At 61.6% G+C, this 20294-nt stretch carries 20 protein-coding genes; 16 read left to right on the top strand and 4 right to left on the bottom strand.

Features of this window, described 5'->3' with window-relative positions:
* Positions 1–209 precede the first annotated feature (209 nt).
* The 7 genes from lepA to ACP15D_RS09910 all read left to right on the top strand — a co-directional run bounded on the left by lepA (position 210) and on the right by ACP15D_RS09910 (position 6441).
* Positions 210–2012: a translation elongation factor 4 gene (gene lepA / locus ACP15D_RS09940; protein WP_424959210.1), complete on the top strand. Its 1803-nt coding sequence runs from the start codon at positions 210–212 to the stop codon at positions 2010–2012.
* 175 nt (positions 2013–2187) lie between these two features.
* Positions 2188–2529: a hypothetical protein gene (locus tag ACP15D_RS09935; RefSeq protein ID WP_424957355.1), complete on the top strand. Its 342-nt coding sequence runs from the start codon at positions 2188–2190 to the stop codon at positions 2527–2529.
* 345 nt (positions 2530–2874) lie between these two features.
* Entirely contained in the window at positions 2875–3552 is a 678-nt protein-coding gene (locus tag ACP15D_RS09930) for a hypothetical protein (protein ID WP_424957354.1), read from the top strand.
* A gap of 437 nt (positions 3553–3989) precedes the next feature.
* On the top strand, positions 3990–4196 hold the full coding sequence (locus tag ACP15D_RS09925; protein ID WP_072369156.1) for a cold-shock protein: 207 nt from the start codon (positions 3990–3992) through the stop codon (positions 4194–4196).
* Between the two features lie 112 nt (positions 4197–4308).
* Complete coding sequence (gene infA, locus ACP15D_RS09920) at positions 4309–4593, top strand: translation initiation factor IF-1 (protein WP_424957353.1); 285 nt, start codon at positions 4309–4311, stop codon at positions 4591–4593.
* 172 nt (positions 4594–4765) lie between these two features.
* The gene (locus ACP15D_RS09915; RefSeq protein WP_424957352.1) at positions 4766–5509 is read left to right on the top strand and encodes a thermonuclease family protein; all 744 of its coding nucleotides are present in this window, start codon (positions 4766–4768) and stop codon (positions 5507–5509) included.
* A 92-nt stretch (positions 5510–5601) separates the two neighbouring features.
* Positions 5602–6441, top strand: a complete 840-nt coding sequence (locus ACP15D_RS09910) for a diguanylate cyclase domain-containing protein (RefSeq protein WP_424957351.1) — start codon at positions 5602–5604, stop codon at positions 6439–6441.
* A gap of 10 nt (positions 6442–6451) precedes the next feature.
* On the opposite strand, the gene ACP15D_RS09905 is transcribed toward ACP15D_RS09910, so the two are convergent.
* The 3 genes from ACP15D_RS09905 to ACP15D_RS09895 form a co-directional block, all read right to left on the bottom strand.
* Positions 6452–7708, bottom strand: coding sequence for a cupin domain-containing protein (locus tag ACP15D_RS09905; RefSeq protein ID WP_424957350.1), 1257 nt, complete (start codon positions 7706–7708; stop codon positions 6452–6454).
* A gap of 120 nt (positions 7709–7828) precedes the next feature.
* Positions 7829–9487, bottom strand: a complete 1659-nt coding sequence (locus ACP15D_RS09900; RefSeq protein WP_424957349.1) for an outer membrane beta-barrel protein — start codon at positions 9485–9487, stop codon at positions 7829–7831.
* Positions 9488–9883: 396 nt separating this feature from the next.
* Positions 9884–10651, bottom strand: coding sequence for a phosphate/phosphite/phosphonate ABC transporter substrate-binding protein (locus ACP15D_RS09895; RefSeq protein WP_424957348.1), 768 nt, complete (start codon positions 10649–10651; stop codon positions 9884–9886).
* 227 nt (positions 10652–10878) lie between these two features.
* On the opposite strand from ACP15D_RS09895, the gene ACP15D_RS09890 reads away from it, so the two are divergent.
* Positions 10879–11310, top strand: coding sequence for a DUF3617 domain-containing protein (locus ACP15D_RS09890; RefSeq protein WP_424957347.1), 432 nt, complete (start codon positions 10879–10881; stop codon positions 11308–11310).
* A gap of 4 nt (positions 11311–11314) precedes the next feature.
* On the opposite strand, the gene ACP15D_RS09885 is transcribed toward ACP15D_RS09890, so the two are convergent.
* Positions 11315–11773 carry a hypothetical protein gene (locus tag ACP15D_RS09885; RefSeq protein WP_424957346.1) on the bottom strand — a complete coding sequence of 153 codons (459 nt, stop codon included), beginning with the start codon at positions 11771–11773 and terminating at the stop codon, positions 11315–11317.
* Between the two features lie 498 nt (positions 11774–12271).
* Here ACP15D_RS09885 and ACP15D_RS09880 point away from each other — a divergent pair, with 498 nt between their 5' ends.
* From ACP15D_RS09880 to ACP15D_RS09845, 8 genes are all read left to right on the top strand, one after another.
* The gene (locus tag ACP15D_RS09880; RefSeq protein ID WP_424957345.1) at positions 12272–14161 is read left to right on the top strand and encodes a methanol/ethanol family PQQ-dependent dehydrogenase; all 1890 of its coding nucleotides are present in this window, start codon (positions 12272–12274) and stop codon (positions 14159–14161) included.
* A gap of 198 nt (positions 14162–14359) precedes the next feature.
* Positions 14360–15265 (top strand): methanol oxidation system protein MoxJ, encoded by a 906-nt coding sequence (gene moxJ / locus ACP15D_RS09875; protein ID WP_424957344.1) that lies wholly within the window; start codon positions 14360–14362, stop codon positions 15263–15265.
* The gene (gene moxG, locus ACP15D_RS09870) at positions 15262–15846 is read left to right on the top strand and encodes a cytochrome c(L), periplasmic (RefSeq protein WP_424957343.1); all 585 of its coding nucleotides are present in this window, start codon (positions 15262–15264) and stop codon (positions 15844–15846) included. Before moxJ ends, moxG begins: the two co-directional genes overlap by 4 nt.
* A gap of 85 nt (positions 15847–15931) precedes the next feature.
* On the top strand, positions 15932–16219 hold the full coding sequence (locus ACP15D_RS09865; protein ID WP_424957342.1) for a methanol dehydrogenase: 288 nt from the start codon (positions 15932–15934) through the stop codon (positions 16217–16219).
* 151 nt (positions 16220–16370) lie between these two features.
* Positions 16371–17420, top strand: coding sequence for an AAA family ATPase (locus ACP15D_RS09860; RefSeq protein ID WP_424957341.1), 1050 nt, complete (start codon positions 16371–16373; stop codon positions 17418–17420).
* Complete coding sequence (locus ACP15D_RS09855) at positions 17417–18295, top strand: DUF58 domain-containing protein (protein WP_424957340.1); 879 nt, start codon at positions 17417–17419, stop codon at positions 18293–18295. Before ACP15D_RS09860 ends, ACP15D_RS09855 begins: the two co-directional genes overlap by 4 nt.
* The gene (locus tag ACP15D_RS09850; RefSeq protein WP_424957339.1) at positions 18292–19227 is read left to right on the top strand and encodes a nonribosomal peptide synthetase MxaA; all 936 of its coding nucleotides are present in this window, start codon (positions 18292–18294) and stop codon (positions 19225–19227) included. Before ACP15D_RS09855 ends, ACP15D_RS09850 begins: the two co-directional genes overlap by 4 nt.
* Entirely contained in the window at positions 19224–20294 is a 1071-nt protein-coding gene (locus ACP15D_RS09845) for a vWA domain-containing protein (RefSeq protein WP_424957338.1), read from the top strand. The genes ACP15D_RS09850 and ACP15D_RS09845 overlap by 4 nt, the downstream gene beginning before the upstream one ends.

The following is a 20294-nucleotide window of genomic DNA, read 5'->3' as shown; positions in this document are numbered from 1 at the left end:
TTCTAATCTTTGGGGAAGAGCCACTGAGGCCCCGGGGCATGCGGCTCATTCGCCGGAAGTCGGGCGCGGTGCGGAGGCAGTCGAGGGGCGCGCGTCAGGACCGATTGTGTGCGCCTGGAGTAGGCGCCGGTGGCGTTGCGGCATAGAGCGCTGTGCGCGGGCTGCGGATGCCCTTTCAGGGCCGTGAGGTCGATGATATCAAGCGCGCCATGACCGACACCTCGCACATCCGCAACTTCTCAATCATCGCCCACATCGATCATGGAAAGTCGACCCTCTCGGATCGGCTCATCCAGCTGTGCGGGAACGTCGCCGATCGCGAGATGAAGGAGCAAATCCTCGACTCGATGGATATCGAGCGCGAGCGTGGCATCACCATCAAGGCGCAGACGGTTCGCCTCGACTACAAGGCCAAGAATGGCGAGTTCTATCAGCTCAACCTGATGGACACGCCTGGCCATGTCGACTTCGCCTACGAGGTGTCCCGCTCACTGGCCGCCTGCGAAGGCGCGATCCTGGTGGTCGACGCCAGCCAGGGCGTCGAAGCGCAGACGCTGGCTAACGTCTATACGGCGCTCGACAACAACCTTGAGATCCTGCCCGTCCTCAACAAGGTGGACCTGCCGGCGGCGGATGTCGATCGCGTCAAGCAGCAGATCGAGGACGTGATCGGGCTCGATGCGTCTGAGGCGATCCCGATTTCGGCCAAGACCGGCGTCAATGTTGCCGCGGTGCTGGATGCGATCGTCGAGCGCCTGCCGCCGCCCTCGGGCGATGAGAATAAGCCGCTGAAGGCTCTGCTGATCGACAGCTGGTACGACGCCTATCTCGGGGTGGTCGTTCTGGTGCGCATCATCGATGGCCGGCTGAAGAAGGGGCAGAAGATCACCCTGATGTCGACCGACGCCAGCCATCAGATCGAGCGCGTCGGCGTGTTTCGTCCCAAGCAGGAAATGCTGGACAGCTTAGGCCCGGGCGAAGTCGGGTTCTTTACGGCGGCGATCAAGCAGGTGGCTGACACGCGTGTCGGCGATACCGTTACCGACCAGCGCAATCCGACGTTGGAGCCGCTGCCGGGCTTCAAGCCGGCGCAGCCGGTTGTGTTCTGCGGTCTGTTCCCGGTGGACGCGGCAGACTTCGCGGACTTGCGCGAGGCGATGGCGAAGCTGCGTCTCAACGATGCGAGCTTCTCGTTCGAGATGGAGACGTCGGCGGCGCTGGGGCTCGGCTTCCGTTGCGGCTTCCTCGGACTGTTGCACCTCGAGATCATCACCGAGCGCCTGGAGCGCGAGTTCAATCTCGATCTCATCACCACGGCGCCGAGCGTTATTTACAACCTCTATCTCACCGACGGCACGATGCTGGAGATGCACAATCCGGCAGACATGCCGGAGACGACGCGCATCGAACGCATCGAGGAGCCTTGGATCAAGGCGACGATCATGGTGCCGGACGACTATCTCGGCGGTGTGCTGAAGCTGTGTCAGGATCGGCGCGGGCGGCAGAAGGATCTCACCTACGCCGGCAATCGCGCGATGCTCGTTTATGAGCTGCCGTTGAACGAAGTTGTGTTCGACTTCTACGACCGGCTGAAGTCGATCAGCAAAGGCTATGCCTCGTTCGACTATCAGATCATCGGCTACGAGGAGAACGACCTCGTGAAGCTGTCGATTCTGGTCAACGACGAGCCGGTCGATGCTTTGTCGGTGATCGTACATCGCACGCGTGCTGAAAGCCGCGGTCGGACCATGTGCGAGAAGCTGAAAGAGCTGATCCGCCCGCACCTGTTCAAGATTCCGATTCAGGCGGCGATCGGCGGCAAGGTGATCGCGCGCGAGACGATCAGCGCGCTGCGCAAGGACGTGATCGCCAAGTGCTACGGCGGCGACATCTCGCGCAAGCGCAAGCTGCTCGACAAGCAGAAGGCCGGCAAGAAGAAGATGCGCGAGTTCGGCAAGGTGGAGATCCCGCAGGAAGCCTTCATCGCCGCGCTCAAGATGGACGAGAATTAAGGCAGTCGGCAGCAGGCAGGGCAATTAGCACTGCGACGGAACCTCTCGCCGCAAACGTTGCTTTGACACAAGAGCGCCGCTCGGTTGCCGCCGGCTCGCCATGCGTGCGCGCGAGAATAATGCGCAGTTTGCGCGCCGCAACTCGGCGCACTGTGATCTCAAAAGGAGCATTTCAATGAAGATGGTGAGATCGGGCATCGCGTCCGTCGTTTGCGCCAGCCTGCTCGTGTCGGCGATGCCGCTGGCCGCAGTTCAGGCGGCACCGATGGCGAAGACGACGGTCAGCAAGGATGACGGCGTCACTCTCGTACATGGTCGTCGCGGTGGCGGTTGGGGACCGGGTGCGCTCATTGGCGGTATCATTGCCGGCGGTCTGATCGCGGCTGCCGTCAGTGAAGGCCGTGCGGACGATCGCGACATGCGCCGCTGCGCGCGCGACTTCCCTGAATTCTCTTACCGCACGGGCACGTACATCAATCGCTACGGCGAAGAGCGCGTTTGCCCGTATCTGCGATAAGCAGCAGCGCAACAGGCAAGTCATTTGACGAGGTGCCGACGCAAAATGTCGGCGCCTCGTTGCATTTTTAGGACGCGTACGGCGCATCGACGCAGTGCATTAACCCTGCCGTATTCTCACCACAGGATGTGGCACACTGCCGGCCAACCCGGCGGCCGATCTCTGAGGGGACGGCGAGGATAGGGCCCGAAGGACAGCGGGCTATCCGGGGATCGCGCAGGCTCGATCACCTGCTGGCTGGCGTATGCGGCCGGCAGTGCTGAGCGAGCTGCGAGTGGGAATGGGGAACGTGCTCCAGGAACGAGCCGCCCCGAGAGACTCTACCAAACAGATTCAGGAGTGATCATGATCAAGCGGCTCTCAACCGCAGCGATCGGCGTTGCGCTCGTCTTCTCTGCTACATCCGCATACGCCGCAAAGCCCTATTATGGCTTTGACGGACGGACCTACGGTGAACCTGCACAGGCGCCGAACTGGGGGCGCCCGGAAGCCAAGAACGTCAAGCGCGTGGCGGATGCGAAAGGCGCTCCGCGCAATTGCCTTTCCAAGCCAGCACATGAACTGCTCGACAAGATCGAGGAGCGCTTTGGACCCGTGAAGGTGATTTCGACGTGCCGTCCGGGTGCGCGCATCGCCGGGTCGGGACGGATCTCGCGCCATGCGAGCGGCAATGCTGTCGATTTCGACGCCGGCGGCCGCAAGGGGGCGATCATCAAGTGGCTGGTCGCCAACCACAAGACGGGTGGCACCATGACCTATCCGGACATGAGCCACATCCATATCGACATCGGCCAGCACTTCGTTTCGTTGGCTGGGCAGCGGAAATACGCGAGCCGGAGCAGTGGCAGCGGGCGTCGCTCCAATGCGAGCTACTCGCGTTCGTACGATGAGCCTCGCTCCTACGGGCGTTCGCGCCGCTACGAGCAGGTGTCCTATGAGCGCGGCTACCGCTCGTCGGGCTACTACGGTGGGTCGTCGGGGACCGGCCGCTACTCCAACGGATACGCTGCCATCTACCGCTAACCGGGCCGTCCGAATTGGCGTATCGAGGGTGTCAGGCCGTCCCGGCCTGGCACCCAATTTTTTCCCGGCCGGGGCCGTCTGGGGGGCTTTTTGTGCGACTTGCGGGGCCAACACGCCGTAAATTTGCCGCGATCTGGAAAGGGCCAAGGTGCCCCTACAGATGAGAAAGGCTCTTCAGGATGTGGTGGCAAGTCTTGAGAATCATAGGCCTTTATCGACATATTTCTCTTATCTCGACATAGGCATTAGGGGGGCGTATCCAATAGTATCGTCGCCTTGCCTTTCGCAATAGCTCGGTCCATATAGGGCCGATCGAACACGCCTTGGTTTACTCTACGACGGCGCTTTGTGCGTCGACACTGGACGGCTCCATCGCGCGATTTGATGTCCTCTGGCATCCGCTGGAGGGGATTGCCTAATTGCTTTGGAGAGACTTGATGGCAAACGGCACTGTGAAGTGGTTCAACGGCCAGAAGGGCTATGGCTTCATCCAGCCGGATGAAGGCGGCAACGACGTATTTGTGCACATCTCGGCAGTTGAGCGCGCTGGTCTCTCAACGCTTCGCGAGGGTCAGAAGATTTCCTACGAGACCGAGACGGGCCGTAACGGCAAGATCGCTGCAGTTAACCTGCGCCCGCTCTAATAGAATCGCGGACTTCAATCCGCCTTAAGGGGAGCAGGCGCGTCTGCTCCCCTCCCTTATTTTGGCATGGACGATCAACGCGCGATCGCGTTGATGCAAGCTAAGGAAGCTGATGGCGAAAGAAGAAATGCTCGAGTTTGAGGGCGTGGTGGAAGAGGTGCTTCCCGATGCACGCTGCCGCGTCAAGCTCGACAACGGACACGAGGTCATCGCCTATACGTCCGGCCGCATGAAGAAAAACCGCATCCGCATCCTTGCTGGCGATCGCGTCACCATCGAGATGACGCCGTACGACCTTACCAAGGGGCGCATCAATTTCCGTCACAAGGATACGCGCGCGGGCGGTCCTCCGCCGTCGCAGCGCCCCGGTGGGCCGGGCAACTTCCGTCGCCGCTAGTCGCGGGCGGCGCGATCAAAGACAAAATCTCTGACGACAGTGGGCCGGTGCTGTGCGCCGGCCTTGTTGTTTGTGTGCGCGCGAGTGCACGGCGCGTTGCCTGTGTACGGTTGTATGGCGGCTCCATGATTTAGCCGACGGGCGGCCACGCGACTCAGCCATACCTCGCGTCATGATGCGTGATGTGAAGTATTGGATTACCCGCCGGTCGGTGGCGTCTGCGCTGGTCGGTGGTGTTGCGATTGTTGTTCTGGCCGCGGTGCCTGCGCGTGAGATCGAGGCCAGGCCGGCGCATGATTTCAGCGCCAACGACATGGCTATCAGCGGCACGGCGCGTGTGATCGACGGCGACACCATCGAGATCGCCGGCCGCAGGATACGGCTCGAAGGTATCGACGCGCCCGAGCACGGGCAGACGTGCGGACGCCGCTTCTTCGGCACGTGGAATTGTGGCGCGGCTGCTGCTGACGCCTTGCGCGATCTTGTCGATGACCGGACCGTCATGTGCGAGAGCCAGGGCGACGACAAGTATGGGCGCATGCTCGGCATCTGCTTCGTCGATGGCGCAGACGTCAACGCGCAGATGGTGCGCGAAGGCTATGCCTGGGCGTTCGTGAAGTATTCGAAGAGCTATGTGCGCGAGGAGGCGGAGGCGCGTGCGGCGCGCGCCGGGATCTGGACAGGAGACGCGGAGCCAGCGTGGATCTTTCGCGAGAAGCGTTGGGCGGGTGCGGAGTATGCGGCGCCAAACGGCTGCGCGATCAAAGGCAACATTTCCTCGCATGGGTACATCTACTATGTGCCGTGGAGCCCGCGTTACGCGCAGGTAAAAATCGAGGTCGAAAAGGGAGAGCGCTGGTTTTGCAGCGAGGCTGAGGCCATTGCCGCGGGGTGGCGGGCAGCGTCGGTGCACTAGCTTCGGCGGCCTGGCGCAAAGGGCGCAGATTTAACGGTTCGGAAGGCCGAGGGAGATAGTCTGCAACCGACTATCTTCCGAGGGAATGCGCAGTGAAATCGACAGGCCCGAGAGCACTCATCGCGGCCATTCTCGAGCATCCGTGGTCGAGCCTGCGCGACTTCGTGTTCCTGACAGCGATCATGCTGTTTTGCGTGCTGATGGCGCAGCAGTATGACATTTTCGGATTTCTCGCTGCGCTCGCCTCGCCGCGACGCGAAATATCGCCTGCGGAGGCTGTGCTGCTCGGTGGTATCGGGGCGTTTTGCGTCTTCGTATTCATCACGCGGCGGATGAGCGACTACAACCGCAGTGAAGTCAGTCCGGAGATGCTAGCTACGGAGATGCGCTTGTTGCGCCGGCTGGCGATGCAGGATCCGCTGACCAGCCTGCCCAACAGACGCGTTCTGCTCGAAGCTCTGGAAGTTGCGACGCAGGTGCCGCCGCAAGATGGGCGCGCGCATGCGGTGTTTCTGCTCGATCTCAACGGTTTCAAGCACGTCAACGATCGCTACGGGCATGCTGTGGGCGACGAGGTGCTGCAGGCGGTAGTTGGACGATTCAGGCGCGTCGCCCGCAACAATGACGTATTCGCGCGTCTGGGCGGAGACGAGTTCGCGGTTCTATCGCGCAATGTCGACGAGAAGAGCGCGAGGGAGATCGGCGAGCGATACATCGCAGCGCTTGGAAGCAGCGTGCACGCCGGTGGTGTGACGCACGAGATCGGTGTGGCGATCGGAGCTGCGCTGTTCCCGAAGGATGGCGATACGGTCGAGAAAGTGTTGCGGCACGCCGACGTCGCGATGTACCGGGCGAAGTCAGAGCCTGGATCGTCGCTGGTCCTGTTCAGCGCCATCGCAGATCGGGATGCCGGCCAACGGATCCTCGCCTGAGTTCCAGCCGTTAAATCGGAAGGATGACCGGCTTGTTGTTGGGGAAGCGCTCGATCGTCTCCACACTCACGTTGAGCGTCTGCGCCACCATTGCGCGCGGGGTATGGGCCAGCCAGTCGGACAGCGATACGTCCGAGAAGTATGAGCTGCGGAAGACTTCGAGATAGACCATGTCCGTGAGGCCGGTGTTGCGCAGGTAATGACCCTGCGAGCGCTTCACGTAGCCGATGTCGCCGGCATTGAAGTTCTGCGTCACCACCTTCGGGCCGGTCTCGAACACGGTGAGCTCGCCTTCACCCTCGATGATGTAAAGCCATTCGTCAGCGTTCGGATGCCAGTGCATCTCGCGCATGCCCTTGGGGTGGATGCGCACAAGCGCGGCGGCAATTGTCTTGGACGCGGGGAAATTGCTCGAGTCGGCGATGCGGACTTCGCCGCCGCGTGTCTTCTTAGCGGGGGCTGCTTCGCTGAGCGGGTAGCTGGAGCGCAACGTCGGCGGGCCGGCGTCGCCCTGAGCCTGCTGCTGATCTTCTGCGAGAGGGCCAGGCACCTTGCCCTGGAAGATGTAGAGATCGTGCAGCGGGATATTCTTGAAGCTCTCGGCTGGCACTGCGAAGTTCATGGCAAGAACTTCCGGCGGTGTGTGTGCCATCCATTCGTTGACGAGCAGCGTGTCGTATTCCGACGCGTGGCCGTTGTCGAAGCAGAGGATGAACTCGCAGCCGTCCTCGCCGATACCCTGCAACGAGTGCGGCAGGCCGGCGGGGAAGTACCACAGGCCTCCCTGGTGCACGTCCTCGACGTTGGCGCGGCCGTCCTGATCGATGGTGGTGATGCGGCACGAGCCCTTGGTGACGAAGGCCCATTCGGCAAATACGTGCCAGTGCAACTCGCGAATGCCGCCGCGCGTCAGGCGCATATTTACGCCAGCGATCTCTTCGGAGATCTGGAAATCAGCCTGCGTGACCTGACGCGCCCATCCGCCATTTTGAATGCGGCGCGGTGCGTTGTTGAACGAGGCCCAGAACATCGGCAGTGAGCCGACGTCGGTCGGAGGGGGAGACAGCGCCGCAGGGAACTGGCCGGAGATCACCGGATTGTTGGGACCGATGATGGTCGTGCTCGAGGGGTTCCCTTCGGTGTTGATCGCGCCTTGAGGCGGCAAGTCAGGGTTGCCGAACGTCGCGGCGTGGGCGTGGGTTGCTGCAGTCATCAAGCCACCTGCCGCGGTGCTGACGAGAACGTCGCGGCGCGAAACCTTGTCCATGCATTTCTCCGGTGATGCGTGCGGCGGTCAATCATGGAAAGCCTCAACTGGAACTATCACTTCGGTTGCATGCGGCGGCTGGAATGCAGTCATCAACAACACTATGAGGCGGCAGCAAACTCAATCGGTAGGGACGCTGAAGGTATACGACCCCTGAACAAGGAGAGCTGTTTGCTCGACGCTATAGCGCATGGGCACGATCGCTTCTCCGCCGAAATTGACGGTTCCGTCCGGCGTCCACATCGTCCAATAGCGGCCACCGACACCGACGCTGAGCTGATCGGTCAAAGCGTACTTGAGCATCAACTCGAGTTGCGCACCGGTGCCGTTCGCGGTTTCCGGCGACAGGAGCGAGCGAAGGACGTGGTCATCGACGCCCGAGAAATGGACGTAGCCGAGGTAGGCCGCATCGGCGGATAGCGTGATGCCGGGAATGATCTCGATGTCCGCGGACACGCCCAGGCGCAGGGCGCGCCACGTATCATCCTCGGAGATGACTTCGGTGGTGACGGGAATTGGTGTTGAACAGTCCGAGTGCGGATTGGCGATCTGGTGGCAGCCAAGCCCCAGCATGTACTGGTGGAAGACGCTGTAACCGACGAATGGCGAGAAGCGAAACTGCTGGGTGCGCCAGACGTCGTAGCCGACATCGATGACGCCGTAGCGGATGCGATCGTCTACTGCTGACCAAGTGTTCGAGTAAGGGACGAAGTCTGCGAAGGGCAGACCCCAATCCTCGTCGTTGAGATGGCCGCCGTTGCCGTTGCCCTTGCCGACGAAGCCTTTGACCATGAGGCCGCCATGCAGGTCGAGGCGCGCGAACAGCTCGGCGCCATTGGTGGTCATGTCGGAATAGGTGAGGCGTGATGCGAGCGAGGAGAGGCCCTCGCCCTGGATACCCAGATCCTTCTGAAAGCGTCCCCAGCCGTAGACATACCGGGCGCCAATTTCGAGCGCGGTGCCGGTGACAGGCTGTGGCGCGCCGACCGGGGCCCAATCATCGGCGGCCGTGGTGGCGTGCGGCTCATACAGCCGGTAGTTCAGCCCGACCTTGAAGAGATGCATCTGGGTCGAAGCATCGGTCGCAGTCGATGGGACGGAGATGAGGTTGGCGGGCGTTGGGCTGGGCGTGGGCTGAAGGGAGCCCTCCGGCGTGCTGAAGCCGGCGTCGGCGAAGGAGAGATAATCGTATTCTGCCTTCATCGACCATCGGCCACCGAGCGCGCGCTCTATGCCGGCGCCCAGCATCCAGCCCCAGTGCGTGCGATCGCTTGCAGATGTCGCGAAGCCGGCGTTGTCGTTGGTCGTCGCATCGACGTCGCTGTGCATCCAAGCGACGCCTGCCTTGCCGTAGAGAAGCGTCGCTCCGTCATTGCCGACCGTCCACCCGGCGCGGGCGGAGAGTGTTCCGAGCGCGTCGATATTCGCGCGGCAGTTTGCGCTGATGTAGTAGCCCGAATAGGCGAAACACGTTTCCGTGCCGAAGAGGTCGGCCCAGCTTGCGTCAGCCTCGAGGCCGAGGAGCGCGCGGCCGAATTGCCAGTTGTAGCCGATCTGTCCGCCGGCGAACGGTCCGGGCGAGCGCACCGTGTCGCCATAGAGCGAGGCGCCGAACGGATTATCGATATCGGTCAGTGTCAGTGCGCCACCAAGGCTGGCGCCGACGTAGGCGCCGGACCAATCGTAGTGGAGGGCGATCTCGTCCGCGCTGCAAGGTTCGACCATCGAGGCGGCGATCAGGAACGCAAGGCCCTGCAACGACGCGGCTTGACGGCGCATTGGTTCGATCCCCCGGCGATAAGTTCTCTATGCCGCGATTCGCGGGGCTTACGAAGGATTCGCGCGCGGGTTCTAGATTGTTGGCGGTGTCGACGGGGCCCGTCGCGCAAGGCGCTGCGCGAAGCGTAACGCTAGAACGTAACAGCGGACGCGGCGACCAAGCGTTTACATTTTTCCTGGTTTGCGCGGCAAAAAGCGGCGTGGCTCTCAATGCATAGTGGAGGAAAGACAGGCAATATCAGCTCTCATCTTGAGAGTGTCGTTCGCTTACGTTCCCCCATACCAACTGTGTATCTTGTGCTTTCTCGCCGCTTTAGCGCTTCCTCCAGGGTTCTAGGCCGCGAGCACTTGGGGCCGATGCATACCGACATCGGCCCCCTTCTTTTTCGGCACACATTACGCAGCGTCTTTGTTCCCCGGCAGCGCGGAAAGATCGGCGAAGAACTGCTGCATGGAAGCGTCCTGGTAGCCGGTGAAGCCGGCATACAGCGAGGGGCCGGCGTCACCCTTGATATCGAGCAGAGCCGCTTTCAGGCTGGCACTCGTTCCAGGCTCGATGCTGTTGTGCACGATGACGGGCGGTGTCGGCAGACCGTCCAAGCGGGCGATCACCTTCGTGTTCTGTGCGTTCGACGGCGTCGACAACCAGACGTCCTCATAGACCATCGTAGCGTCGATCGCGCCTGAAACAACTGCATCGATCTGGCCTTGCCAGGGAGCGACGGGAACGGCGTCGAAGAATTGCGTGAGGCGGTAGCCGGTGCGCGAGAGCAGGATCGCAGGGGCGAAGTAGCTCGTCGTGCAGTAGGTGTTGATGTAGCCGAGGCGCTTTCCGCGCAACTCTTGCCACCCGGTCGCGGTGCTCTTTTCACTGACGATGAAGACCGAGCTTTGGACGGGGCGTCTGGTCTTGGAGGTTAGCGCGCTGGCGAGACCCAGGTACGGCGCCTTTTGCAGGAAGAAGCAGTTGGCTGACGGAAGATAGGAGAGGCCGAAGAGCTGGTCGGCGAGTGCGGTTGTGAGCTCGTCCAGGTCCCGGTAGCTCGTAACCGTGCAGTTCGAAGACCGGGAGAACGCTTGCCACGCCGGATCTGTGAAGGGAAATTCGAGGTTTGCATCGAACCCGGCGGTCAACCGTGGCGGGGGTTGCTCACTTGGCGGCATGTCTGCTCCTTTGCCCGAGACATCGCCCTAGCTTAGCGCGTTTAGCGTTACGGACTTTGCGAGGGCGACCCCGCTGTTGCAAATTGGTGATGGGTCGCCTAACCGCGCAATCAAATTCGGGAATATCTTGCAGGCATATTTGTAAGTCGATCCATGCACGGCTTGTCGCAGACTGGATAGTGTTCGCCGCTTCTGTCGCAGGGAAATTACCGACCAGGAGTAGGTGAATGACTACCCGTTTTGTTGTTGTCGGCAGCCTCTTGGCGCTGGGTACTGCCGTCGCATTCGCGGAAACCGCGGAGCTACCCAAGCGCAAGCCCGGACATTGGCAGCTCACAACGGTTGCGGCTGCGTCGGGCATGACGACTGTCGACGTGTGCGTCGGCCCTGACGACAATATCGCTGTGCCTGCGGACAGCGGCGAATGCTCCGAGCCAACGGTTACACCGGCCGGCAGCGAGGTGATCGTCAATGTCGTGTGCAAGCGGCCGTACGGAAAGCAGATCATGAGCACGGCTTTCGGCGGCGACTTCAACAAGCGCTACCACGCGATCATGAAAATGACTTTCGATCCGCCCGAGGGAATTCCCAACGCGGGCGTGACGATCGACGGCAAGTACATCGGACCGGATTGTCCGCCGGACACCGTCAAAAAGTAATCGGCTAAGCCGGATCTTCGAGCTTACGCAGCGCTTCTACAGCCTTTGCCTTGTCGAGTCCTTCAAGGCGGAGGTTGTAGTATTGCTGCGTAAGTGACGAAAAACTCTCAATGTAACGTCGATCGCCGGGGACCTCGCAAAGCGTCTCGATGATGTTGGGTGCATGCTCGTCGATGCCCTTTTCCTTCAGCATCGCTTCGAGCTGAACAGCGCGGTTGGCGATCATGCGTGGATGATCGCGAAAGCGTTGCGCGGCGACTTCCAACCGCCGATGCATTTGCGATACCGCGGGGTCGAGCGGGTCGATATCGCGGCCGGCCTCGCGACTTGCAAGCCAAACATCAGCATCAGTCGGATCGGTGCGCTTCAACCAGGGGAGCGCATGCAGGTGAGGTGCGGGTGCCGACGCAGGCTGTGCAGGTGCGTTCGACTCGATCGCAGGCTCATCGCTGCAGGCGGTCATGACGAGTCCGCTGCCCAGCAAGCATGCAAAAAGCAGTGAGCGCCTGCAGCATGATGGCATTCGATTGCGATTATTTACGTTCTTTGCTTGAGCCATATCTGTGTGGTGCGATTGGAAACCCATGGCGACGAATCTTCCCGATGCCCGCGAGACTACGCGCTTGCCGCGGAGGCTGCGCTGATCTTAGCGCCCGGTTGCGATGCACATCGAGGTCAGAAAGTGAAATCATGTTGCCACTTGTGCCACTGGACTCTTGGAAGTCGACCTAAAGACGCAACAACATTCGCGTTCTAGCTTCGCCCACGGCTGAGCGAAGGTTCCAATTGGCGATTTTCCAGTTGGAAGCTCGTTCAACCCCTGCAGCTCCGTCCCGTTTGCGGGAGGGGTCTGTAGCTAAAGAAGGCGGAGATGCCCAAGCGTGCGAACACATCGCACGAACGGCCTCGGCATCCTCAAGGAGCCGCCTTTTCCTGGGAGCGAAAACGCGAGGGTTTGTTAATGAAAGCACACCTCAAGTCAGGCTTGCTTGCGTCCGCATCTATTGCGGCGCTGGTGGGCTTTGTCAGCGGCGCCAGCGCCAATGACAAGCTCATCGATCTTTCGAAGAGCAACGAGAACTGGGTTATGACGGGCCGGACCTATGCGTCCGACAACTACAGCCCGATGACGCAGATCAACAAAGAGAACGTCAAGAATCTGCGTGTTGCTTGGTCGTTCTCGACCGGCCTGCTGCACGGTCACGAAGGTACACCGCGCGTCGTCAATGGCGTGATGTACATCAACTCCTCCTTCCCCAACAACGTTTACGCGTTGGACCTGGAGAACCCCGGCAAGATCAAGTGGCAGCACAAGCCGAAGCAGGATCCGGCTGCTCGTTCAGTCGCTTGCTGCGACCTCGTAAACCGTGGCCTTGCCTATTGGCCGGGTGACGGCAAGACGCCGCCGCTGATCTTCAACAACCAGCTCGACGGCCACGTCGTTGCGCTGAACGCCGACACGGGTGAGGAGTACTGGAAGGTCGAGAACTCCGACATTAAGGTCGGTTCGACTCTGACGATTGCTCCGTACGTCGTGAAGGACCTCGTGATCGTCGGTTCGTCGGGCGCTGAGCTCGGTGTTCGCGGTTACGCGACGGCCTACAACGTCAAGACTGGCGCCATGGTTTGGCGCAAGTACGCTACCGGTCCCGACGAGGAGATCGGCATCGGCGACGACTTCAACAAGGCCAACCCGCACTATGGTCAGAAGGGCCTCGGCACTGCGACCTGGGAAGGCGACGCTTGGAAGATCGGCGGCGGCACCAACTGGGGTTGGTATGCCTACGATCCGGACCTGAACCTCTTGTATTACGGATCGGGCAACCCGTCTCCGTGGAACGAGACGATGCGTCCGGGCGACAACAAGTGGACCATGACGATGATGGCCCGCGACATCGACACCGGCGAACTCAAGTGGGGCTATCAGAAGACCCCGCACGACGAGTGGGACTATGCCGGCGTCAACGTGATGATGCTGTCCGACCAGAAGGACAAGTCGGGCAAGATGCGCAAGCTCGTTACGCATCCTGACCGTAACGGCATCATCTACACGCTCGACCGTACGGACGGCAGCCTGGTTTCGGCCGACAAGATCGACGACACCGTCAACGTTTGGACGCACGTCGACCTCAAGACCGGTATCCCGGTTCGCAATCCGGAATACGGCACGCGCATGGACCACAAGGCCACCAACGTGTGCCCGTCGGCCATGGGTTACCACGATCAGGCCCACGACTCCTACGATCCGGAGCGCGAGGTGTTCTATCTGGCGATCAACCACATCTGCATGGACTGGGAGCCCTTCATGCTTCCGTATCGTGCCGGTCAGTTCTTCGTCGGCGCCACGCTGTGGATGTACCCTGGTCCGAAGGGTGACCGTCAGAACTACCTTGGCCTTGGCCAGGTGAAGGCGCGCAACGTCATCACCGGTAAGGACAAGTGGGCGATCATGGAGCGCTTCGCAGCCTGGGGCGGCACGATGGCCACCAAGGGCGGCGTGATGTTCTACGGAACGCTCGACGGCTACCTGAAGGCTCGCGACAGCGACACCGGCAAGCTGCTGTGGAAGTTCAAGATGCCGTCTGGTGCCATCGGCTACCCGATGACCTACGAGCACAAGGGCACGCAGTACGTCGCCATCTACTACGGTGTTGGTGGTTGGCCGGGCGTTGGTCTGGTGTTCGACCTGAACGACCCGACTGCCGGTCTCGGCGCTGTCGGTGCGTTCAAGAACCTCCAGAACTGGACGCAGATGGGCGGTGGCCTCCTGGTCTTCTCGCTCGACGGCAAGAGCCCGTACTCGGAGAACGTCGAACTCGACGAGTATCCGCCGGAGATGCCGAAGCTCTGATAACGAGCTGATCGTTCCCGCCAGGTCGCTTCGGTGCCCTGGCGGGGCGATTGCCTCACAGCTACCGATCCGTCTCCTCCTCCAACGGTAAGGATGCTGTCTCCAAACACCCGAGCGGTGTGAGCGTTGGCCAAAGAACCAACTTGAACATCAGGCCTGCGCCCGGAGCAGATCTGCTTCAGGAATCATAGCGTAAACATGAGCAAGAGAATCAAAACTCATCACGCAACGGGGCTGATGCTCTCGTCTGCAGTGGTGCTTATGAGCCTCTCAGCCTCTGCATGGGCCGAGGACTCCAAGTCGGAAACTGCCAAAGCTGCAGACCCTTCGATACTGCGCGTATGCGCCTCCGAAGTCGAAGCACCTTATTCGACGCGCGACGGCGAAGGCTTCGAGAACAAGATCGCCAAGGCTCTTGGCCAGGCCATGGACCGCAAGGTCAAGTTCTCCTGGATCAAAAAGCCGGCCATCTATCTTGTTCGAGATCAGCTCGACAAGAAGGAATGCGACGTCGTCATCGGCCTCGACACCGGCGATGAACGCGTGCTGACATCCAAGCCGTACTATCGCGCTCCCTACGTCTTCGTGGTGCGCAAGGACTCGCCGCTCGACATCACGAGCTGGGACAGCCCTGACCTGCTGAAGGCGAACAAGATCGCGATTGCAGCCGACACTCCCGCACAGGTGATGCTGGAGAAGCTCGGACTGTTCAACCGCAACTTCAACTACATGAAATCGCTCACCGGCTTCAAGAGCAAGCGGAACCAGTACATCCGCGTCGAGCCGCAGCGATATGTCGACGAGGTCGCTTCGGGCAAGGCCGACGTAGCTGTCGTGTTTGCGCCGGAGGTGGCTCGCTACGCGAAGCAGCGTGGCGATCAAGTGAAGCTGGTCGTCATTCCCGATAACGCAACGCGGGGCGACGGCAAGCACATTCCTTTCCACTTCGACCAGTCGGTCGGTGTGCGCAAGGACGATAAGAAACTGCTCGATGACGTGAATGCCGCGCTTGAGAAAGCGGGGCCGGAAATTGAAACCATCTTGAAGGAAGAAGGCATTCCCCTCGATGCGATTGCCAAGACTCCTGAGGGGCGCGCTGGATGAAGAAGTTTACACGACGACTGCTTGCGGGTGCTGCTATCGCAATGTTTCCGATCGTAGCGCTCGCACTCGATGAGCCTTTCCGCAATACGATTACCGGCGAGCCGCTTGATATGACGTTGGCTCCGAAGGTCGATACGCCGGCGGTGAAGGAGTTCCTCGAGACAGGCAAGAACCCGTACAACGAAGTAAAAGAGTGTCTGCCGCGCGGCGAATATCTCTTCCTCTCCTCGTGCTCTGGATGTCATGGGCACTTGGCGGAAGGCAAAGTCGGCCCCGGTCTCAACGACAATTATTGGACCTATCCAAAGAACAAAACCGACAAGGGCATGTTTGAGACCGTCTATGGCGGCGCTCAGGGCATGATGGGTCCGCACAGCGACAAGTCGATCAACGAGCTGCTGTTGATCATGGCTTGGATTCGACACCTCTACACAGGACCGGCCAACACCGCGAAGTGGCTGAGCAAAGAGCAGAAGGCGAATTTCACGCCCTATGTACAGCCGCCAGGTGGTGAGCACGGCGGTACTGCCGAAGAAGCAAAGGCAGCGCCGAACGACAAGTGCGGACCGATGCCTGAATAACGAGATGTTCGCTTCCGGAGGGGCGCGAGCAAAGAAGGCGGGTACACCGCCGAGCTAACTGAACGAAGCCAGGAGGAAACTAGTCATGAAGAAGTTGTTGTTCATCGGCACTGCCGCAGCGGCTCTCGTCGCTGCTACGTCTGCCTTCGCCTACGACGGCACCAAGTGCAAGGCCCCCGGCAACTGCTGGGAGCCGAAGCCCGGCTTCCCGGAGAAGGTTGCCGGCTCGAAGTACGACCCCAAGCATGATCCGGCCGAGCTCGCCAAGCAGGGCGCTTCGGAGCGCGCCATGGAAGCTCGCAACGCGAAGCGCACCGCGCACTTCGTCAAGACCGGTGAGTGGGTCTACGACGTCGACGAGATCTCCGAGTAAGTTTTCGGAGTCTTTCCTCGGAGCAGTGCCACGCTAAACCTGCTTCCTCCCGAGGAATCGGGGTGCGGCCGCCGCCGCACCCCACGACGCTTTTCTGTTTGATGCCAACAGCAGCGGCCGGTAGAAACGGCCCTGATGGAAGGAGCGCCCTTTGTCCCGCGAAAGTGTGACGGCGGTGAGGGATTCCGAGGGAATCGACCTTAGCGCCTGGCGGCAGCGTGCTCTCGATTTCGAACGCGAGCTCAACAAAGTCGTCGTCGGACAGCGGCCAGTCGTCAGGTTGCTGACAATCGCAATCTTCGCGCGCGGCCATGTGCTGCTCGAGGGCGACGTTGGCGTTGGCAAGACGACGTTGCTGCGGGCAGCGGCGCGCGGCCTTGGCGGCGCTTACGAGCGCGTCGAGGGCACGATCGACCTGATGCCCGCGGACATGATCTATCACACCTATATCGGTGAGGATGGTCGTCCGCGTGTGGAGCCGGGCCCGGTGATCCGCTACGGCAGCGATCTGACGATCTTCTTCTTCAACGAAATCAACCGCGCGCGCCCGCAGGTGCACTCGCTGTTGCTGCGCCTTATGGCGGAGCGGAGCATCACCGCGTTCAACCGTGAATATTACTTCCCGTATCTGTTGGTGTTTGCCGATCGCAACCGGATCGAGCGTGAAGAGACGTTCGAGCTGCCCGCGGCGGCGCGCGATCGCTTCCTCATGGAGATCAATATCTCAACGCCGGCCGACCAGGAGGTCAGGCGGCAGCTTGCGTTCGATCCTCGCTTCCATGATAGCGACAAGCTGATCCACGCGGTGCCTGAGTCAATCCTCGATCATCGGGCGCTGCCCAAAGTGGCAGCGGTCATTCAAGAGACGATCGAGACGAGCCCGGATCTAGAGCGCTACACGCTCGACCTGTGGGAGGCGGTGCGCAATCCGGCGTCGGTCGGCATCGAAATTCCCGACGTGGAGATGGGCCGCCTCATCGCCGGTGGCGCGAGCCCACGCGGTATGAGCTACCTGTTGCGGGCCGCACGCGTCGCTGCGTGGCTCGATAATCGGACGATGGTGGTGCCGGAGGATCTGCGCTCGGTCTACTTCGTGACGATGGCGCATCGCATCTTCTTCGATCCCATCTACGAGCTGCGGCGCGAGCCGATTGTGCGTGAGCTTTGCCGGCAGCTGTTCGAGAGAGTGCCGGCGCCATGACCGACAGGGGCCCGCACGACACTGCGCCGCCGGCAGACATTCCCTATCGTCTGCCGTGGCGCAGCTCTAATGTCCGTGTTGGCACCCACCGCGGCAAGCTCGAGGGCGCGGGTGGTTTCTTCCGCGACGTCGTGCCATTGCTGCGCAGCCCCGATCCGCGCCGCATCGATCTGAGGATTAGCGCGCGTGACCCATTCGAAGGGCTCTATGCTCGCCGCTTCGAGCAGAAAACTTCCGTCGTCGTATACGCGATCGTCGATGTCTCGGCGTCGATGGGGTTTCGCGGCAGCGCGGACAAGATGCGGCTTGCGGCGCAGTTGTGCGGAGCTCTCGCGGCTTCGGTGCGGCGCGCTGGCGATGCGTTCGGCCTGATCGGCTGCGACGCCGTGGTGCAGAAGGATCTGACGTTTCTGGCGACGCGGGCGCGTGGCAGTGAAATGGAGATGCTGTCGCGACTGCGCGCTTTCACGCCGCGGGGAGCCGGCTCGCAGGGTTTCATCGATGCTGCCGGGCTGATCGCGGGGCGGCGCAAGCTCGTATTTCTGATTTCGGACTTTTACATCCCGCGCGAGGAGACGGAGAAGATCTTCGCTGCCTTCGCGCACCACGACATCGTGCCTATCGTGCTGTCCGACAGTCTCGAGATCGAAAGGTTGCCTCGGTGGGGGATCATGTCTCTTACCGACCTTGAGGTCGGCCGGCGGCGTCTCGTCGTCATGCGCCCCAGTCTATGGGAGGCGTGGCAAAGGAGGAGCGGACGCCGCCGTGCCGCGCTCAAGTCGATTGCTGCGCGGTTTGGCCGGGCACCGTTCGAGATTCAAGACCGGATCGACTGGGACAGGCTGGGCGCGCACCTGGTAGGTGGGTACGCATGAGGCTGATGTTGCTCCTCTGCGTCGTCTTCGGATTTGCGGCCGGGGCCGGCGCGCAGACCGGTCCGCCGTCTGGCACGTCGGCTCTCACCGTCGTCGAGCCGCGGGCGTTCGGCTACTTCCTGGGTGACAAGCTGGAGCGCGTGTTCGAACTGCGCACTGGGCCCGGAGAAGAGCTGGATCTCTCCTCCATTCCGCGGCCAGGCCCGCTCAACTATTGGCTGGAGCTTGCCTCCTCCAACGTCGAGAGCGAGACTGACGGCGATGTCACGCTGTACAAGCTGACGCTGGTCTACCAGACGTTCTACGCGCCGCTCGATCCGCGCAAACTGACGATCCCCGGCTTCACTCTGACGATCAAGACCGGGCAGGCGACGCACGAAGTGCAGGTGCGCAATTTCGGCTTTATCACATCGCCCATACGGCAGCTTTTTGCTGCAGCGAGCCAGAGCAGCGGCAGTGCGGTGGAAGTGCAGCCAGATGCCGTTGCCCCGCGTCTGGTGACGGGTACTGAACGCACGGCATTGCTGATTTCTGCGGCGACGGCGTTGCTGTCGCTGGTTGGGCTTGCGTGGCACAACGCTTGGTGGCCATTCCACAAGCGTCCGCAACGTCCGTTCACGGATGCGGCTCGCTTCATCAGGTCAAATGCGGAAACGCTCAGCGGGCCGCGGGGCTATCGTGCGGCGCTGTTGAAGCTGCACCGCGCGTTCGACCTTGCTGCCGGTCGCCGGGTTCTCGCCGACGACGTGGCGCAGTTCCTGTCCGAGCATCCCGAGTTTGCTGCTTATGGCGATGAGGTGAAGAAGCTGTTCGCGTCGTCGCGGCGTGCGTTCTTCGCCAACGACGTCGAGCAGGCGCGGGCGGAGATGCCGTTGCCCGCCCTTGCAGAGCTCAGCCAGCACCTCAGCGTTGCTGAGCGGAGGGCGGCATGAACCTCGGGTTCGACTCGCCGTTGGTGCTGCTGTTGCTGCCGCTGGTGCTGTTGCCGGTCATTTTCGCGATCCAGCGCGCGCAAGGCTACCCGTCGCTGGTGGCGGTGGAGACCGATACGCTGTCGCGGGTGATCGACGTCGGGCTGCATCTTTCGGGTGTCGTCGCGCTGGCTGCGCTGATCGCAGCGCTTGCCGGTATCCATCTCAGCGGGCAGACGGTCGAGCGTGTCGGAGAGGGATCGCACATCGTGCTGCTGCTCGATCGCTCGAGCAGCATGGACGATACGTTTGCGGGACGCCCGCCGGGCGCCGGGGAAGCGTCGAAGTCGGCGGCGGCGCGGCATCTGTTGCGCGATTTCGTGGAGAAGCGCCCGCATGACCGTTTCGGTGTCGCGGCGTTCTCGACGCTGCCGATGTACGTGCTGCCGATCACCAGTCAGCGAGATGCCGTGCTGGGCGCGATCGATGCCATCACGCGGCCGGGCCTCGCCTACACGAATGTCGGTCTCGGACTGTCGCTAGCGCTGTCGATGCACGAAGCCGACCCGACGGCTGCGTCGCGGGCAATCGTTCTGGTTTCGGACGGCGCGGCGGTGATCGATCGGCGCGTGCAGGAAAAGCTGCGGGCACAAATCGCGAAGCGGCCGGTCAATCTTTATTGGCTCTACCTGCGCACGGAGGGGGCACCCGGCATCTTCGACCCGCCGGGAGAGGACGTGCCGGATACGCCGCAGGCGCTGCCTGAGCGGCATCTCAACATTTTCTTTCAGTCGCTGAAGGTTCCGTACCGCGCTTTCGAGGCGGAGAACCCGAAGGCCGTTGCCGATGCGATCGCGGAAATCGACAAGCTGGAGCGCAATCCGATCCGCTACCAGGAGCGCATTCCGGAGGTCGATCTGTCGAAGATTGCGTATGGCATCGCGGGCGCGGCGCTGCTGTTGCTGACGCTGGCCAAGCTGGCGGAAGTGCAGCTCGACGGGGGTGGGCATCGCGGCGAACGGGCGTCGTCCAGTGTCACCGCTGCGCAGCGTGCGGCGGCGTTATCGCGTGAGAAAGAGGCAGCGTGA

The organism is Hyphomicrobium sp. 1Nfss2.1 (genome assembly GCF_965243865.1).
GTDB lineage: Bacteria > Pseudomonadota > Alphaproteobacteria > Rhizobiales > Hyphomicrobiaceae > Hyphomicrobium_A.
Note: the sequence above shows the minus strand (reverse complement) of the source record. Positions and strands in the feature narration are given on the sequence as shown.